Annotated in this window: 15 protein-coding genes and 5 pseudogenes; all 20 read left to right on the forward strand. The window is 33.3% G+C overall.

The genetic code is table 11. The features are described from left to right. The first annotated feature begins 44 nt into the window (after positions 1–44). The 20 genes and pseudogenes from EUC40_RS10635 to EUC40_RS10720 all read left to right on the forward strand — a co-directional run bounded on the left by EUC40_RS10635 (position 45) and on the right by EUC40_RS10720 (position 13728). Positions 45–332 (forward strand): hypothetical protein, encoded by a 288-nt coding sequence (locus EUC40_RS10635; RefSeq protein WP_156574953.1) that lies wholly within the window; start codon positions 45–47, stop codon positions 330–332. A 3-nt stretch (positions 333–335) separates the two neighbouring features. Then, positions 336–1041: pseudogene (locus tag EUC40_RS10640) on the forward strand (SMI1/KNR4 family protein). A gap of 215 nt (positions 1042–1256) precedes the next feature. Beyond that, positions 1257–1817, forward strand: coding sequence for an AHH domain-containing protein (locus EUC40_RS27195; RefSeq protein ID WP_156574955.1), 561 nt, complete (start codon positions 1257–1259; stop codon positions 1815–1817). A 5-nt stretch (positions 1818–1822) separates the two neighbouring features. Beyond that, positions 1823–2971 (forward strand): suppressor of fused domain protein, encoded by a 1149-nt coding sequence (locus EUC40_RS10650; RefSeq protein ID WP_156574957.1) that lies wholly within the window; start codon positions 1823–1825, stop codon positions 2969–2971. A gap of 397 nt (positions 2972–3368) precedes the next feature. Then, complete coding sequence (locus tag EUC40_RS27200; RefSeq protein ID WP_244322189.1) at positions 3369–3647, forward strand: hypothetical protein; 279 nt, start codon at positions 3369–3371, stop codon at positions 3645–3647. Between the two features lie 22 nt (positions 3648–3669). Continuing rightward, positions 3670–4367, forward strand: a pseudogene (locus EUC40_RS10660) (SMI1/KNR4 family protein). A gap of 441 nt (positions 4368–4808) precedes the next feature. Next, positions 4809–4928, forward strand: a pseudogene (locus EUC40_RS27205) (DNA/RNA non-specific endonuclease); the annotation flags it as partial. A 120-nt stretch (positions 4929–5048) separates the two neighbouring features. Beyond that, entirely contained in the window at positions 5049–5555 is a 507-nt protein-coding gene (locus EUC40_RS10665; RefSeq protein WP_244322201.1) for an HNH endonuclease, read from the forward strand. After that, positions 5552–5980 carry an SMI1/KNR4 family protein gene (locus EUC40_RS10670; RefSeq protein WP_156574966.1) on the forward strand — a complete coding sequence of 143 codons (429 nt, stop codon included), beginning with the start codon at positions 5552–5554 and terminating at the stop codon, positions 5978–5980. Before EUC40_RS10665 ends, EUC40_RS10670 begins: the two co-directional genes overlap by 4 nt. 35 nt (positions 5981–6015) lie before the next feature. Continuing rightward, positions 6016–6492 (forward strand): SMI1/KNR4 family protein, encoded by a 477-nt coding sequence (locus EUC40_RS10675; RefSeq protein ID WP_016101033.1) that lies wholly within the window; start codon positions 6016–6018, stop codon positions 6490–6492. 490 nt (positions 6493–6982) lie between these two features. Then, a complete protein-coding gene (locus EUC40_RS10680; RefSeq protein WP_156574968.1) occupies positions 6983–7453 on the forward strand; it encodes a hypothetical protein in 471 nt (156 codons plus the stop codon). A gap of 3 nt (positions 7454–7456) precedes the next feature. Beyond that, positions 7457–7975 (forward strand): SMI1/KNR4 family protein, encoded by a 519-nt coding sequence (locus tag EUC40_RS10685; protein WP_001067164.1) that lies wholly within the window; start codon positions 7457–7459, stop codon positions 7973–7975. Positions 7976–8198: 223 nt separating this feature from the next. Beyond that, a pseudogene (locus tag EUC40_RS10690) lies at positions 8199–8945 on the forward strand (YwqJ-related putative deaminase); the annotation flags it as partial. 1 nt (position 8946) lies between these two features. Beyond that, positions 8947–9399, forward strand: a complete 453-nt coding sequence (locus EUC40_RS10695; RefSeq protein WP_063220681.1) for a toxin-antitoxin system YwqK family antitoxin — start codon at positions 8947–8949, stop codon at positions 9397–9399. Beyond that, positions 9392–10090, forward strand: a complete 699-nt coding sequence (locus EUC40_RS10700) for an endonuclease V (protein WP_033690210.1) — start codon at positions 9392–9394, stop codon at positions 10088–10090. Before EUC40_RS10695 ends, EUC40_RS10700 begins: the two co-directional genes overlap by 8 nt. Positions 10091–10331: 241 nt before the next feature. Further along, positions 10332–10562 (forward strand): annotated as a pseudogene (locus EUC40_RS27500) (DNA/RNA non-specific endonuclease); the annotation flags it as partial. 51 nt (positions 10563–10613) lie between these two features. Continuing rightward, the gene (locus EUC40_RS10705) at positions 10614–11063 is read left to right on the forward strand and encodes a YwqJ-related putative deaminase (protein WP_341874033.1); all 450 of its coding nucleotides are present in this window, start codon (positions 10614–10616) and stop codon (positions 11061–11063) included. After that, the gene (locus EUC40_RS10710) at positions 11053–11511 is read left to right on the forward strand and encodes a toxin-antitoxin system YwqK family antitoxin (protein ID WP_000930862.1); all 459 of its coding nucleotides are present in this window, start codon (positions 11053–11055) and stop codon (positions 11509–11511) included. Before EUC40_RS10705 ends, EUC40_RS10710 begins: the two co-directional genes overlap by 11 nt. A gap of 255 nt (positions 11512–11766) precedes the next feature. Further along, on the forward strand, positions 11767–12474 hold the full coding sequence (locus EUC40_RS10715) for an endonuclease V (protein WP_140392499.1): 708 nt from the start codon (positions 11767–11769) through the stop codon (positions 12472–12474). Positions 12475–12810: 336 nt separating this feature from the next. Then, positions 12811–13728, forward strand: coding sequence for an ADP-ribosyltransferase (locus EUC40_RS10720; RefSeq protein WP_244322190.1), 918 nt, complete (start codon positions 12811–12813; stop codon positions 13726–13728). Positions 13729–13740 lie beyond the last annotated feature (12 nt).

Consider the following 13740-nt stretch of genomic DNA (forward strand, 5'->3'; position numbering starts at 1 on the left):
ACATTTAAGGGTGCATTGGAAGCTGATCATATTATATTGTTTCGATGGATAGAATTGCTAGGATGGATGGCTTTGGGAATTTAACAGAAGCCCAAAAACTTGAAGTTTTAAATAACCCAGAAAACTTTACAGGATTAAGTAAATCTGCAAACACTTCAAAGCAATCTAAATCATTTGAAGAATGGACGCACTATAAGAAGGGGAAACCGGGAGAAATCGAGGTTAATCCTAAGTTTAGGGAAAAAATGATGGTTATAGAAAAAGAACTTGAAAGAAAGATACAGAAACAGATTGACGACTTTAATAAACAAAGAAAAATGGGAGATGAATAGTAGATGGATCAAAAACTTAATTATTTAAAAAGGTACAATAAAAATGTACGAATATTAACAATCGATGAAATTAGTAGACTGGATGATAATGAGATACCAATTGAATGGAGAGAACTGTTTTATAATGACGATATTAAAGGGAGAATTGATTTACTTCTGAACATATGGGGGGGGAAATGTAGGGACTGAATTACGGAATACGATCTCTTATCTAAATAAACATCTAACAAATGTTGAAATTATGGATGTAGAAGGGGCTTATTCGATTTTATACACAATAAGAAATTCCAAAGGAGACATATTATATTACGAAGGGTGTAATCCTCAAAAGGGACAAAAAAACATAGAATTGGAGGATGCATGGGATAAAATACCTGCTTCAATTCGAAGTTTTTATGAAAATGTTCATGATGGATTTTATTACTATGCGAGTGAATCAATGGGCTTAGTTCCACTTGAATCAGTAACATATCTTGGGGACGAGGATATTGAATGGAGTATTATTGATGATTTAGAAGAGCCTATAAAAATCAACCTAGATTCATCGTTTGGCTTTTTCACAAATGGTATGGGGAGCTACGTAGCTATAGATTATAATAATTGTATTGATAACACTGCTACCTTTTGGTCTGCAAAAGTAAAGCCCAAATATAATATCAGTTTTTGGAGTTATGTAGATGAGTGGATTGTAATTGGCTTTGAAGCGTAACTAGGTAAAGGTGGTTTTATCATAGTATTTGTCCACGGTAATGACAAAGATCTTGGTGATAAAGATTGGACTATTGAAAAAAGAATAGTGACGGATTAATGTTACTTATAAAACATATGAAGTTAAAGCACTTGATTGTCTACGAAGGGCAACAAGTGCTTTTTTAATAGGTAAGCATGCTATAAATTAGGGCTAACACAAATTACTAGTATTATATAATTGAAAATACATTAGCCAAAGGTGTGGACTCCGTAATCCCATTCGTTAAAGGTGTAGAAATACTGCCAGATGGAAGTGTCGTTAGATCTGGAACGAACTATAGCGGGAAATTCCAAGAAGCCCATGATGCCTCAAAGGCGAGTATTCAGAGTAGGATCTCGAATTTGGAGAGTGGTGGGGTTAAGGGTACGGGTAAGGTTACTAAGGATGTAGACAAAATTGATTATGGAGCTTATTTAAAAAAGAATATAGGAGATCCTCCAAAAGATATGTATGATCCGCATACGCATCATATTGTATTTAAAAAGGGAAATGGAAAAGCCCAAAAAGAATTAGTTAAAGAGGGGCAAGAGATATTAAAGGAATATGATATTGATCCGATTTTAGGACTTGAAAATCTTGTTTGGGCTCCCAATAGGGTTAAAGGTCAGCATGGTATTGAAGCGCTTAGAAATGTTGTTGATAACCTAAAAAAAGTAAGAGATGCTGGTGGAGATAGAGATGATATATTAGAAATGCTTAATAAACTTGGAGATATTGCAAAAAGGAGGAAGTAATTAAGATGGATAGTAAGCAGGTTGCAAAAGAAATCAGGTCATCTATAAAAAATGGCAATGTTGAAGAGGTGGCTGAATTAATTGGTTCTAATAAAGAACTTTTAAATATGATGACACCTTTTGGGACATGGCTTCACGTTGCTGCTTCTAGAGGGAAGTTGGATATAGTAAAAAAACTAGTAGAACTTGGGTCAAATATAAATACGTTAGGTGGTGTATATGGTGGTGGAGCATTAAACGAAGCTGCTTCTGAAGGGCATATTGATATAGTAAGATATTTATTGTCATGTGGAGCTGATATGGACACAAGTGAGCCCGAAAGGAATTCATTGTTTGGTGCAATTAGTAATGGGCATGTTGATATTGCAAAACTGTTAATTGAGAGTGGGATAGATACAAAAGTTAAATATAGTGGTGAATCCATGAAAGATATAGATGCATTAACTTTTGCAAGGGAACAGGGTCAATTAGAAATTGTAAAGTTATTAGAGAACCAAAAAGAATTGAATACTACTATAACCGAAGTAAATGATAATAATCAAGATTATCATGATGAAATCTTAGAGCATGTAACTAAATACTTTGGAACTATCCAAAATACTATAATTGAGATTGTTCCTGGTAGTAAAGTTTCAGTCAATATCCATATAATTTCTCCGTCAATGAATAAAGATTTTGTAACTCTGGTAACTACAGGTATGAGTGATGTACCTATGGGTTATTCAAATGAAGAAAGCGAGTTTAAATATGCAGAATTGTTATTGAAATTGCCTTCGAGTTGGATAGTTGGGAAAGAGAATATGGAGGACAAAAACTATTATTGGCCTCTTGAATGGTTAAGGAAAGTAGCTCATATTCCACATATTTATGATGGATGGCTTGCTGAAGGAGTTATTCTTCCCAATGGAGAACCCCCACAACCATTTGCATCGAATACAAAATTATCATGTATAATGGTATGTCGTCCCAAAGAATTCGGACTAGATAAAGTTCAAGTTGAACAAGGAGATATAAATATTTATACACTTGTTCCTATTTATGAAGAAGAAAGAAATCTGGCGTTAGAAAAGGGTTATGAGTACCTACTTAAAAAAATGAATGAGAAAGGTATCTCAGATGTTTTAGATATAAACAGGGTAAATGTTGGTTTATAGTAAGAATTATAGATATTATTTAACGTAATAATGCTACGTTAGACAGGCCGATTATAGTCAGATAACACTATAATTGGTCTGTTTTTTTGTTTATTTAACTTAGTGCTTGCTTGTTTTACAAGAGAAGAAGAGTACTTTTTTGATTTTAGAACGAAAAGTGAAAAGAGAATTATAATTTTATAAGTGCACTAAGGGTACGGGTGATATTGGAACACCGCCTCGATACGGAGAAAGAAGAATCTCAAAGGAATTATATGATGAATTAAGAGATGGAACGCCTACTGCAAAGCTACGGGAAAAAGTTAATGAGGGCATTGAGGATAAAATAGGAACGCCTGACCCTGCTTTACCTGGTAAGTATATTACAGATAGACTTCAAGCTGATCATATCGTATCAATGAAAAATATAGAAAAGATGGAGAATTTTGATAAACTAACAAAAGAACAACAATTTAAGGTTTTAAATAATGAAGAGAATTTTTTAGGATTAAGTGAAGCAGCCAATAAATCTAAGGGGTCTAAATCTTATTCTGATTGGACAATTTATAAGAAAGAAAAAATTGAAGTTGATCCTAAGTTTAGAGAAGAGATGATAAAGAAGGAAAAAGAATTAGAAATGAAATCACAAAAACAAATTGATGATTTTGTTGAAGAAAATAAAAAAGGATATAGATAAATAAAGGAGATAACATAGCATAATGGAACAAAAACTTGGGTTTTTAAGAAAATATAAAAGAAATGCACAACTTATATCATGCCATGAGATTAATAAACTTGATTGTGGGAAAATACCAAATTCATGGTATGAATTGTTTCAAGAAGAAAACGTAGACAAGAGAGTTGAGAGTATTTTATCGATATGGAAAGAGCAAGTAGGAGTGGAATTAAGAAACACTATTTCTTATTTGTCTAGGCACCTTGAAGAAGTAGAGTTTATGGACATAAATGGTAGATATTCAATTTTATACACTATTAAAACAGATAATGGTGAAATTCTATATTATGAGGGGGAAATCCCAAAGATGAGTTTAATAATGAAGAACTAGAAAAATCTTGGGATAAGATTCCTTCAACAATACGAAATTTTTATCGAACTGTTCATAATGGTTTCTATTTTTATGCGAGCCAATCTATGGGTTTAGTTCCTTTAGAAAATGTAACTTTTTTTGATGATGATGAATGGGGTATTATTGAGGAGTTAGAAGAACCTTTACAAATTGATTTACAAACTACTTTTGGTTTCTTTAAAAGTGATATGGGTGGTTATGTTGCAGTAGATTATAAGAATTCTAATAATGATAATGCGACTTTATGGTGGACGAATAAAGAGCCTAGATATAATATGAATTTTTGGGACATAGTTGATGAATGGATAGTAATTGGATTTGAAGTTTAGTTTCAAGGTTCTGTTGCAAAGTTTTTATATAAACAAAAAAATCCTAATTTAGTAGGTAGAGTTTATACAACTTTGAATAGTTTCTCTAATTCATTGTACGTCGAAAAAACAAAGTACGAGCTTAGGTGAGATGACATTTTACTGGGTGATGAATATAATCACATGGAAAGTATATTAAACTAAGAACCCGTACAAACTCTTCAATTTTAACTTAGTAGTTGTCATGGCATGTAAAAGGTGTCGTACTGTTAATACAAAACTTACAGATCTTATAAATCTTACAAATTTATGCTACTTAAAACATATGAACTTAAAGCACTTGATTGTCTACGAAAGGCAACAAGTGCTTTTTTATAGATAGGCATACTATAAAATTTAAAAAAATATTTTTGTAAATTAAAGTTAACACAAATTACTAGTATTATATAATTAGTAAAAGTTGTGGGCACGGAAACCGTAACCCCATTCGTTAAAGGTGTAGAAATACTGCCAGATGGAAGTGTCGTTAGATCTGGAACGAACTATAGCGGGAAATTCCAAGAAGCCCATGATGCCTCAAAGGCGAGTATTCAGAGTAGGATCTCGAATTTGGAGAGTGGTGGGGTTAAGGGTACGGGTGAAGGTACTCAAACTAAAAAAATTAAACCGACTAATGAAAGAACTGCAGAATATGAAGAAGCTATGACAAAAGCAGCTAGAGATTTACCTCCTTATAGTAGAAAACCTAATAAACCAAGAGATTTTGAAGAAAAAGTAGTAGATGATTCTACAGGAATTACTACTTATACATTTACATCTAAGAAAAATGGGGAAACTTATAAAGTTAAATATGATAAAGATGGTTACCCAATTTTTAATTCAAAATATGAAACATCTTTATCAGAGTCATATCATATAGAGCCTGACTCAGTGCAGTTTAAATATCTCTCACAAAAATTATATGACGATATAATGAAAGATCCAAACTTAGCAAAACAATTCAGCCCAACAGATATTGAGCTATTCAAATTAGGTAAGAAGCCAAAATCAGTCACATGGCATCATCATCAAGAGACTGGTAAAATGCAACTTGTTGATTACTATGAATATCAGGTTGCGGGTCATACAGGTGGTAGAGCAATTTGGGGTGGTGGAGATGACGGTAGAACAGGTAAACTGAAGAAAATTATTTTGGAGATGATAAAATGAGACGAGTAACTTGGCTATTTACGGATGGAGCGATAGATGAGCAAGTAATTATTGCTGTGGAGAATTCATTTGGTGTCAGATTTCCAGATGATTACCGTGAATGCATTAAAAAAAATAACGGTGGTTATCCTGAGCCTAATATTTATGATATTAATGATGATGAGGGTGGAGCAGTCTTTGATTGTCTATTAAGTTTTACAAGCAAAGATGCAAATATAGAAGTTGTTTATGAATTAACTTCACTTCCGGAAGGTATTATTCCATTTGCAAGAGACCCATTTGGGGGACTGATTTGTTTTAATTACTGTGATACTAAAGATTCTCCGTCAGTAGTTTTCTATGATCAGGAATCAGTGAATGAGGATAAAATTAAATTAATATGCGACTCTTTTTCTGAATTGATTGAGAGATTATACTCTGATTGAGAAAAACAAAATGAACAGGAAAGAAGGTTAATTGTATGAAGAATTTAGATTTTGAATATACTTTTACTCCTATTGGCATTGAAGATATCGAAGATTTCGAAAATAAGTATGGTATATTGTTCCCTGATGATTATAAACAATTTTTGCTGTCTAAAAATGGAGGGAAAACTGAGCAACGAAGATTTAAAACTAATGATACAACTAAGAAAGGCGTAATAACATCGTCTGTTTCAATGTTTTTTCCTCTATCAATAGAAAATGAAATAAATCTAGAAGAGAAATTAAGAAGTTATAATTTGGTGCAAGTGGTACCAAGTAATTTGCTTCCAATTGGAATTGACCCAGCGGGAAGTTTGATTTGTTTATCAATTGATGGGAAAGATAGAGGTAGTGTATATCATTGTGATATGGATTACTTTGAAGAAGATAACGAGTTAAGAGAGGAATACATCCGACTAATTTCTAAAAGTTTCTCTGAATTTGTGGATAATTTATATATTCCTGAAAACTAATGATAGGATTTTATTGATTCGAATTAGTTAATAGTTGGTTAATCTCTTTAATTTTAACGGGGCTTTCTTTATGGTCTAACGACCCAGAGAAAGCCTCTTCTTTTTCCCCGAATTATTTAAAAGTACAACATAGGGGACGGGTGAAGTTCCTAAAGTTAATCCGAAAATTAAAGTGAATTTTAAGACTGGTTATGATAAGCATTTAATTGAAGTAGAAGGTTTTAAAACAAAACCGACTATAGGTATAAAAGGTGGACACAACCTTGAAAACCTTGAATAGTACATTTTAGACAGCTTCGGTGATCCGATAAAGAAATATTAATCAAGGTGTAACAAAACCGCCACATCCGGATATTCTAGGTATTTATGAAGTTAAATACAAGCTCCCTGTTTATGACGGAATGAGCACGGCTAACGGTGGAAAAAGGAATATCAGAATGTTCCAATTCCTGTTAAGGTTAGGCTTAGTCAAACGGCTGATTTATTCGGATTGAGGTCCCTCCAAGTTGATACGGAAAAGCTTGGAAATCTAATCAGCAAGTTCGAAAGGAAAGTCGATGAAGTTCCTAAGGGTACGGGTAAAACTGGGGGACCTGTTGAAGTCAAAGCACCACCAGGAGCGACAGATGAACAGATAGCACAAGTTAAGGCTTATGTTGAGGGATCTAATAAAGCTTTAGAAGCGGGTGCTTTATCACCAACAGGAAGAGTATCAACTAAAGGTAAATTAAGACAAGAAGCTTCACGTGCGGCAAGACTAGAAGGCAAGCGTGCTGCCGATAATGGAGAAGCATACAAGGGACATGTTGGTCATGTTCCCGATACAACTTGGATGGGGAAACCGGATCCTCATAGTTGGTTAGACCTTGACCCAAAAGTTAATATGAGCATAGGTGGACAGGCTAATAAATATCCAATTGGTTATAAACCTACAAAATTTAAGTTTGTAGAGGAGGAGTAGACGGTGAATAATTGGAAAGATAAGATAGCTACCATGATTTTAGTGAAGCAGGAGCTAATGAAACAAGATGTAGAAAAAATATGGCCACACCATTTTCCAGAGGTGGGAGCAAATGAAAAATCTATTTGCACTATTGAACAAGAATTGGGATATAAACTTGATTCAATGTATCGAGAATTTCTTCAATATGCCAATGGTTGGGCAGGTTTTTATCAAACGGTGGATTTATTTGGTACGGAGCAATTAAAGGAATCTTCTATAATGGATTATGCTCAGATGCTATTAAAAGCTATAGATGATGTTGTTTTAGAGGGTAGTGGTGTTTTAAGACATGAGCTACTACCAATTGCAGTTTCGAAATTTGATAGGGATTTATTTGTTTTATGTCTACCTTCTTCTTCTAGACCAGGAGAGATTATTTGGTTTGCGGGCGAAGAAATAGATAGATTTGAGAACTTTGACGAGTACTTTTTAGCAATGATTGACTATAATAGAGAAGAAATATTAGCTTTAAAGGGGTAGTTTATACAATTATGCTTGTTTTAAGTGTATTTTACTGTACAGCTATAAAAACATAAATACTGATAAATCTATAGCAAAATATATTTGAAGTGGACAGAAAACAAAATAGATATATTGTTACTACAAAACTTACAAATTTACGCTACTTAAAAACAGATGAACTTAAAGCACTTGATTGTCAACCAAAGGCAACAAGTGCTTTTTTGCGTTTTAGCGTAGAAATAATGTGGTACAATCGCTTAAGGAAAATAAGACTTTAAAGAATGCACTAGATGCTATGAAAAATAATCCTATTCCAGTAGCAGTTAGGATGGTGGATACTGGAATAGGAGTGAAGATTCCTTATGTAGAATCTTCAACTGTTGGAGAAGTAGCTGGAAAGTTTTCAAAGGCAAGTACGGCAGCTAAGGATGACGCTTATCAACTTGCTAAGGGTACGGGTGAAGTTTCTAATAGTAGTGAAAAATTAAGTAGAATAGAATACTTGCGTAATAAATATGGTCGATTTACTCCACAAGAATTAAATCATAGAATTAATTTGCGTGGTGCTGTAGAAAAAGAGGTTGAAAGATTAAATACATTAGGGCTAATAAAAAACGAAATGGGTCCAGCGGTTGCAGGAACATTTGATAAAAATACTGGAAAATATTATTTTGGAATTAACAATACTGACGGTGATATTCCAGTTACATTGCACCCAATTATTAGGGATCGGATAGAGAACATGCCTAGTAGTGTTAGAGATGGTTATAAATTTACGTATGGAGCAGGTTCCCACGCAGAGGTATACTCCTTGAATCAGGCATTACTTGCGAATCCCAACGCACAGCCAACAGATTTTATTACCCACGTCGTAAGATCTGGTAAGAAATTGAAACCGGCTGGTATGATGATGCCAACCTGTCCACATTGTAATTTTATTACTGAAGGATTTGAATTTAGTTCAGAGGTGAGAAAAATTGGAAAATAAGATGGATGTATTAAGTAAAGAATATGTATTAGAACAGGGTATAGATTTTGATGAGGAACTATGGTTTACCTCTTACAGCGATGAAGTGCTGGATAACCCAGAAGATGAAGGTGGAAAACCTTTTACTGGATTAGCTTATGAGTTATATGAAAATGGGAATCTAGCGTATTACTGTTATTATAAGAATGGTTTTAAAGAAGGTAATTATGTTAAATTTCACCATAATGGGAAAGTTAAATCTATAGATTACATGATAAAAGGACAAACAAGAGGTATAAGAAAAATTTGGTATGAAAGCGAAGAACTCAAATATGAAGGAACGTTTAAGTTTGGCGTTTGTTTAAAATATACTGAATGGGATAAACAAGGGAATATAATTAGGCAAAAAGTTGCTCCAACAAAAGAGGAATTAAGACTAATTACCCGATTATCTGATTGTGATGATAATGAATAATTTTGATGAAAAGAAATTAATACAAGAGTTTTCAAAAATCCAAAGTGAATTATCACCTAGAATTAAATTAGAAAATAATTTTCAAATAGAAGAGATACAATTTATCGCAGGGGTAGATTTGGCTTATTGGGATGTGAATAAAACTAAGTATGGTACATGTTGTATTGTAATCATTGATTATGGTACAAAGGAAGTTGTCGAAAAAGTATACAGTTATGGAGAAATACCAATCCCTTATATTCCAGGTTTCCTTGCATTTAGAGAGTTACCTTTAATAATAGAGGCAGTTAAAAAGCTAACAAAGCAACCAGATATATATATTTTTGATGGTAATGGATATTTACATTATCGTCACATGGGTATTGCTACTCATGCTTCCTTTCTTCTAAATAAACCAACTATTGGTGTAGCAAAAAGTTATCTTAAAATTCGAGATGTAGATTTTATTATGCCAGAGAATCTAAAAGGATCTTACACTGATATTGTAATAAATAATGAAGTCTATGGTCGAACTTTAAGAACGACCAAAAATGTTAAACCTATTTTTGTTTCTTGTGGGAACTGGATTGATTTAGATACAAGTACTGAAATTGTTATGAACTGTATTAATAATGAAAGTCGTTTACCTATTCCTGTTAGATTAGCAGATTTAGAAACACATAAAATGAGGAAGAAGTTAATGGAAGGATAAAATAGTGTATTCTATATTTATTAAGCAATAAATACAAGTAGAATGCATTTATATAAACTTGTAAGTTTTACCTAGTATTTGTCACAACATGTAAAGGCTGTCGAACTGTTACTAAAAAACTTACAAATTAAATACTACTTAAAAACATATAAATTTAAAGCACTTGATTGTCTACGAAAGGCAACAAGTGCTTTTTTAATAGATAGACATGCTATAAATTTTTAGAAATTATTTTTTATGAATTCAGGCTAATGAAAATTACTATTATTATATAATTGAAAATACATTAGCAAAAGGTGCGGACTCCGTATCCCCATTCTTTAAAGGTGTAGAAATACTGCCAGATGGAAGTGTCGTTAGAACTGGAACGAACTATAGCGGGAAATTCCAAGAAGCCCATGATGCCTCAAAGGCGAGTATTCAGAGTAGGATCTCGAATTTGGAGAGTGGTGGGGTTAAGGGTACGGGTAATAGTCGAATAGATTATTTACGTAATAAATATGGAAAATTTACTTCAAAAGAATTGAATTATAGGATTAACTTACGCGGTGAAACACTTAAGGAATTGCAAAAGTTAAAGGATACGGGGATAAGTAAGAAAAAAATTGGTCCAGCCTTTGCTGGAGTGTATGATAAAACAACTGGTAAAATTCACTATTCGATAAATGACTACGATGGAATATTGCCCGATTTCCATCCTTTAATAAAGTCAAGATATGATTCTATGCCACAAGAAGTTATTGATTCATATACATTTACAAAAGGTGCAGGTTCACACGCTGAAGTAATTGCCTTGAATAAAGCATTAAAGGCTAATCCAAGTGCTGGTTTGGATAATTTTGTTATCAATGTAATTCATACGGGGCAAAATAGAACAAAACCAGCTGGAATGATGTTTCTAAGGTGTCCTCATTGTGCTTATCTTACAGATGAATTTGAAATAATCACGGAGGTTTCAAAAAATGTTAAATGATATATTAACGAAGGAGTATATAATACAGAACGGCCTAGAGTTTGAGGAGTACTTAGAATACGGGGGGCCTTATGATTTAGGAATAGTAGAGTATACTGATGATGGAAAAGAAAAATTATTTACTGGATTAGCTTACGATATTTATGAAAATGGGAATATAGAAAGTTATTTCTACGTAGAAAATGGTGTTAAACAAGGAAAATATGTGGAGTTTTATCCGAGTGGTAATATAAAAAGGATAGGAAATATGAATAAAAACTCGGCAGAAGGCTACCAGGTTGAATTCTTTGAAAACAGGGCGAAAAAGTATGAGTCTGAATGTATTGCCGGACGTGAGATGACTTTTAAAAAGTATGATGAACAAGGGAATATTATAGAACAAAAAACAGAACCAAGTGAATCAGATTTATTATATGCTAAAAAATTCAGTAGGGAGCCAAAAGTATAATAAAGTAAATACTATACAAAATCAGTTGAAATGTTGAGTTGTAATTCATCAAATGAAGTATGGTTAGAAGACATACAGGAGGTATGCACTAAATTTGGTATGAAAGTGGAGAGGGAAATATGAAGAGGAGTTTAAATACGGCGATATGTTTATGTTGCGCTGAGCGGGATCAACAAGAATATATAAAAAAACAAAAGCTTGAATCAACCAAAGAGAATTTACTATTTATTGAAAAAATTTTACGCTGTGATTGCAATGGATAATTCTAAATTAAAACCTTTAATAGAGGAATTTAAAAATGAGCAGCGTGCATTCTTACCAAAAGTACAACTTAGAAATACCTTTCAATTAGAAGAAATACGATTTGTTGCAGGAGTAGATTTAGCGTATTGGGAAATAAATGGTAAAACGTATGGTACATGCTGTATTGTAGTCATTGATTTTAGTACACATGAAGTTGTTGAAAAAGTGTACAGTTATGGAGAAATAACAATCCCGTATATTTCAGGTTTTCTTGCTTTTCGTGAGTTGCCTTTAATTAAAGCTGCAGCAAAAAAACTAACTAAACAACCAGATATCTATATGTTTGATGGGAATGGTTATTTGCATTATCGACACATGGGTATTGCAACACATGCTTCTTTCTATTTAAATAAACCAACAATTGGTGTAGCGAAAAGTTATTTAAAGATTAAAGATGTAGATTTTACTATGCCTGAAAATCAAGAGGGATCGTATACGGATATTATCATTAATAATGAAATATATGGTCGAGCTTTAAGAACAACCAAAAGTGTAAAACCCATTTTTATCTCATGTGGTAACTGGATTGATATAGAGACAAGTACTGAAATTGTCATGAGACTTATTAATAAAGAAAGTCGGTTACCCATACCTGTTAGATTAGCAGATTTAGAGACACATATAATGAGAAAAAAACTATGGGAAAATTATAAGTTATAGAGCTTAAACCTTGATAAGTTGAATACTTATCAAGGTTTTTATGTAACTGCTTTAAATAGAGTATTACGTGCAAGGATAGAATAGAAAAAGAAGTACGAGCTTAGGCGAGATGACATTTTACTGTGGGATGAATATAAACGCATGGAATGTATATTAAATTAACGAACTCGTACAAACTCGTAAGTTTTAACATAGTAGTTGTCATGACATATAAAAGGTGTCATACTGTTACTACAAAACTTACAAATTTATGCTACTTAAAAACGTATGAACTTAAAGCACTTGATTGTCAATTATGGCAACAAGTGCTTTTTTGCATTTTAGCGTAGAAATAATGTGGTACAATCGCTTAAGGAAAATAAGACTTTAAAGAATGCACTAGATGCGATGAAAAATACTCCTATTCCAGTAGCAGTTAGGATGGTGGATACTGGAATAGGAATGAAGCTTCCTTATATAGAATCTTCAACTGTTGGAGAAGTAGCTGGAAAGTTTTCAAAGGCAAGTACGGCAGCTAAGGATGACGCTTATCAACTTGCTAAGGGTAGTGGTGGCTCAGGAGTTAGTAAGGAAGGTAGTGTGGCTAAGGGTACGGGTGAAGGTAGTAATACAAACCCAAACAAAATTAAACTAACTTCAGAACGAGAAAAATACTATCGAATGAAAATAGATGAAGCCAAAGCGCGAGGAGATTATAAGGCAGCAGATGATATTAGATATGATCGTCATTGTGAAGAAACGAAACAACCTTTAGAGCGTAAAGATTGGGATGCTAGGACTGAAAATTTAAGAAAGAGCCAAGAGCGTGGAAGAGAAGAAGAAATAAAAGGGAGAAAAGCCTTGGGAGAACATCTTGATCGCCAATTAGAAGACAATAACGCTGGTGAGGTTGTTACATATACATCTAGTGAAGGGCATCTTACGCGTTCAGATAGTATTGGGCGTAATGATAAGGGTGAAATTGATTTAGTTCATGATCACAAACACAAAATGGGTGAAAAAGAGCAAACTATTCATAACGACAGGCAAATGCGAGCTGAAAGAGAAATGCTCGAAGATAAAAATGGGAGTCATGTTGTGTCAATATCAAGTGACAAACCTGATTTGAATGGGATTCCTCCTAAACCAAGACCAAGTGGACCTTTGGGTAAGGATAGTGATGTTTACTACACTGATCCAAATAGCGGTAAAGTGACTCATAAATGGGAGAACAATACACGTTTACCTGGTGGAGGTAGGTGGAAAAAGCTGTGAATAAAAATTATT

It is taken from the genome of Bacillus luti (assembly GCF_009739945.1).
Taxonomy (GTDB): domain Bacteria; phylum Bacillota; class Bacilli; order Bacillales; family Bacillaceae_G; genus Bacillus_A; species Bacillus_A luti.

What these genes read in the sequence shown, in the direction of transcription:
- EUC40_RS10700 (WP_033690210.1), top strand. Translation starts at nt 9,392, where the DNA reads ATGAATAATTTTGATGAAAAGAAATTAATACAAGAGTTTTCAAAAATC.
- EUC40_RS10715 (WP_140392499.1), top strand. Translation starts at nt 11,767, where the DNA reads ATGGATAATTCTAAATTAAAACCTTTAATAGAGGAATTTAAAAATGAG.
- EUC40_RS10670 (WP_156574966.1), top strand. Translation starts at nt 5,552, where the DNA reads ATGAGACGAGTAACTTGGCTATTTACGGATGGAGCGATAGATGAGCAA.
- EUC40_RS10665 (WP_244322201.1), top strand. Translation starts at nt 5,049, where the DNA reads ATGACAAAAGCAGCTAGAGATTTACCTCCTTATAGTAGAAAACCTAAT.
- EUC40_RS10710 (WP_000930862.1), top strand. Translation starts at nt 11,053, where the DNA reads ATGTTAAATGATATATTAACGAAGGAGTATATAATACAGAACGGCCTA.
- EUC40_RS10650 (WP_156574957.1), top strand. Translation starts at nt 1,823, where the DNA reads ATGGATAGTAAGCAGGTTGCAAAAGAAATCAGGTCATCTATAAAAAAT.
- EUC40_RS10635 (WP_156574953.1), top strand. Translation starts at nt 45, where the DNA reads ATGGATAGAATTGCTAGGATGGATGGCTTTGGGAATTTAACAGAAGCC.
- EUC40_RS10695 (WP_063220681.1), top strand. Translation starts at nt 8,947, where the DNA reads ATGGATGTATTAAGTAAAGAATATGTATTAGAACAGGGTATAGATTTT.
- EUC40_RS10675 (WP_016101033.1), top strand. Translation starts at nt 6,016, where the DNA reads ATGAAGAATTTAGATTTTGAATATACTTTTACTCCTATTGGCATTGAA.
- EUC40_RS27200 (WP_244322189.1), top strand. Translation starts at nt 3,369, where the DNA reads ATGAAAAATATAGAAAAGATGGAGAATTTTGATAAACTAACAAAAGAA.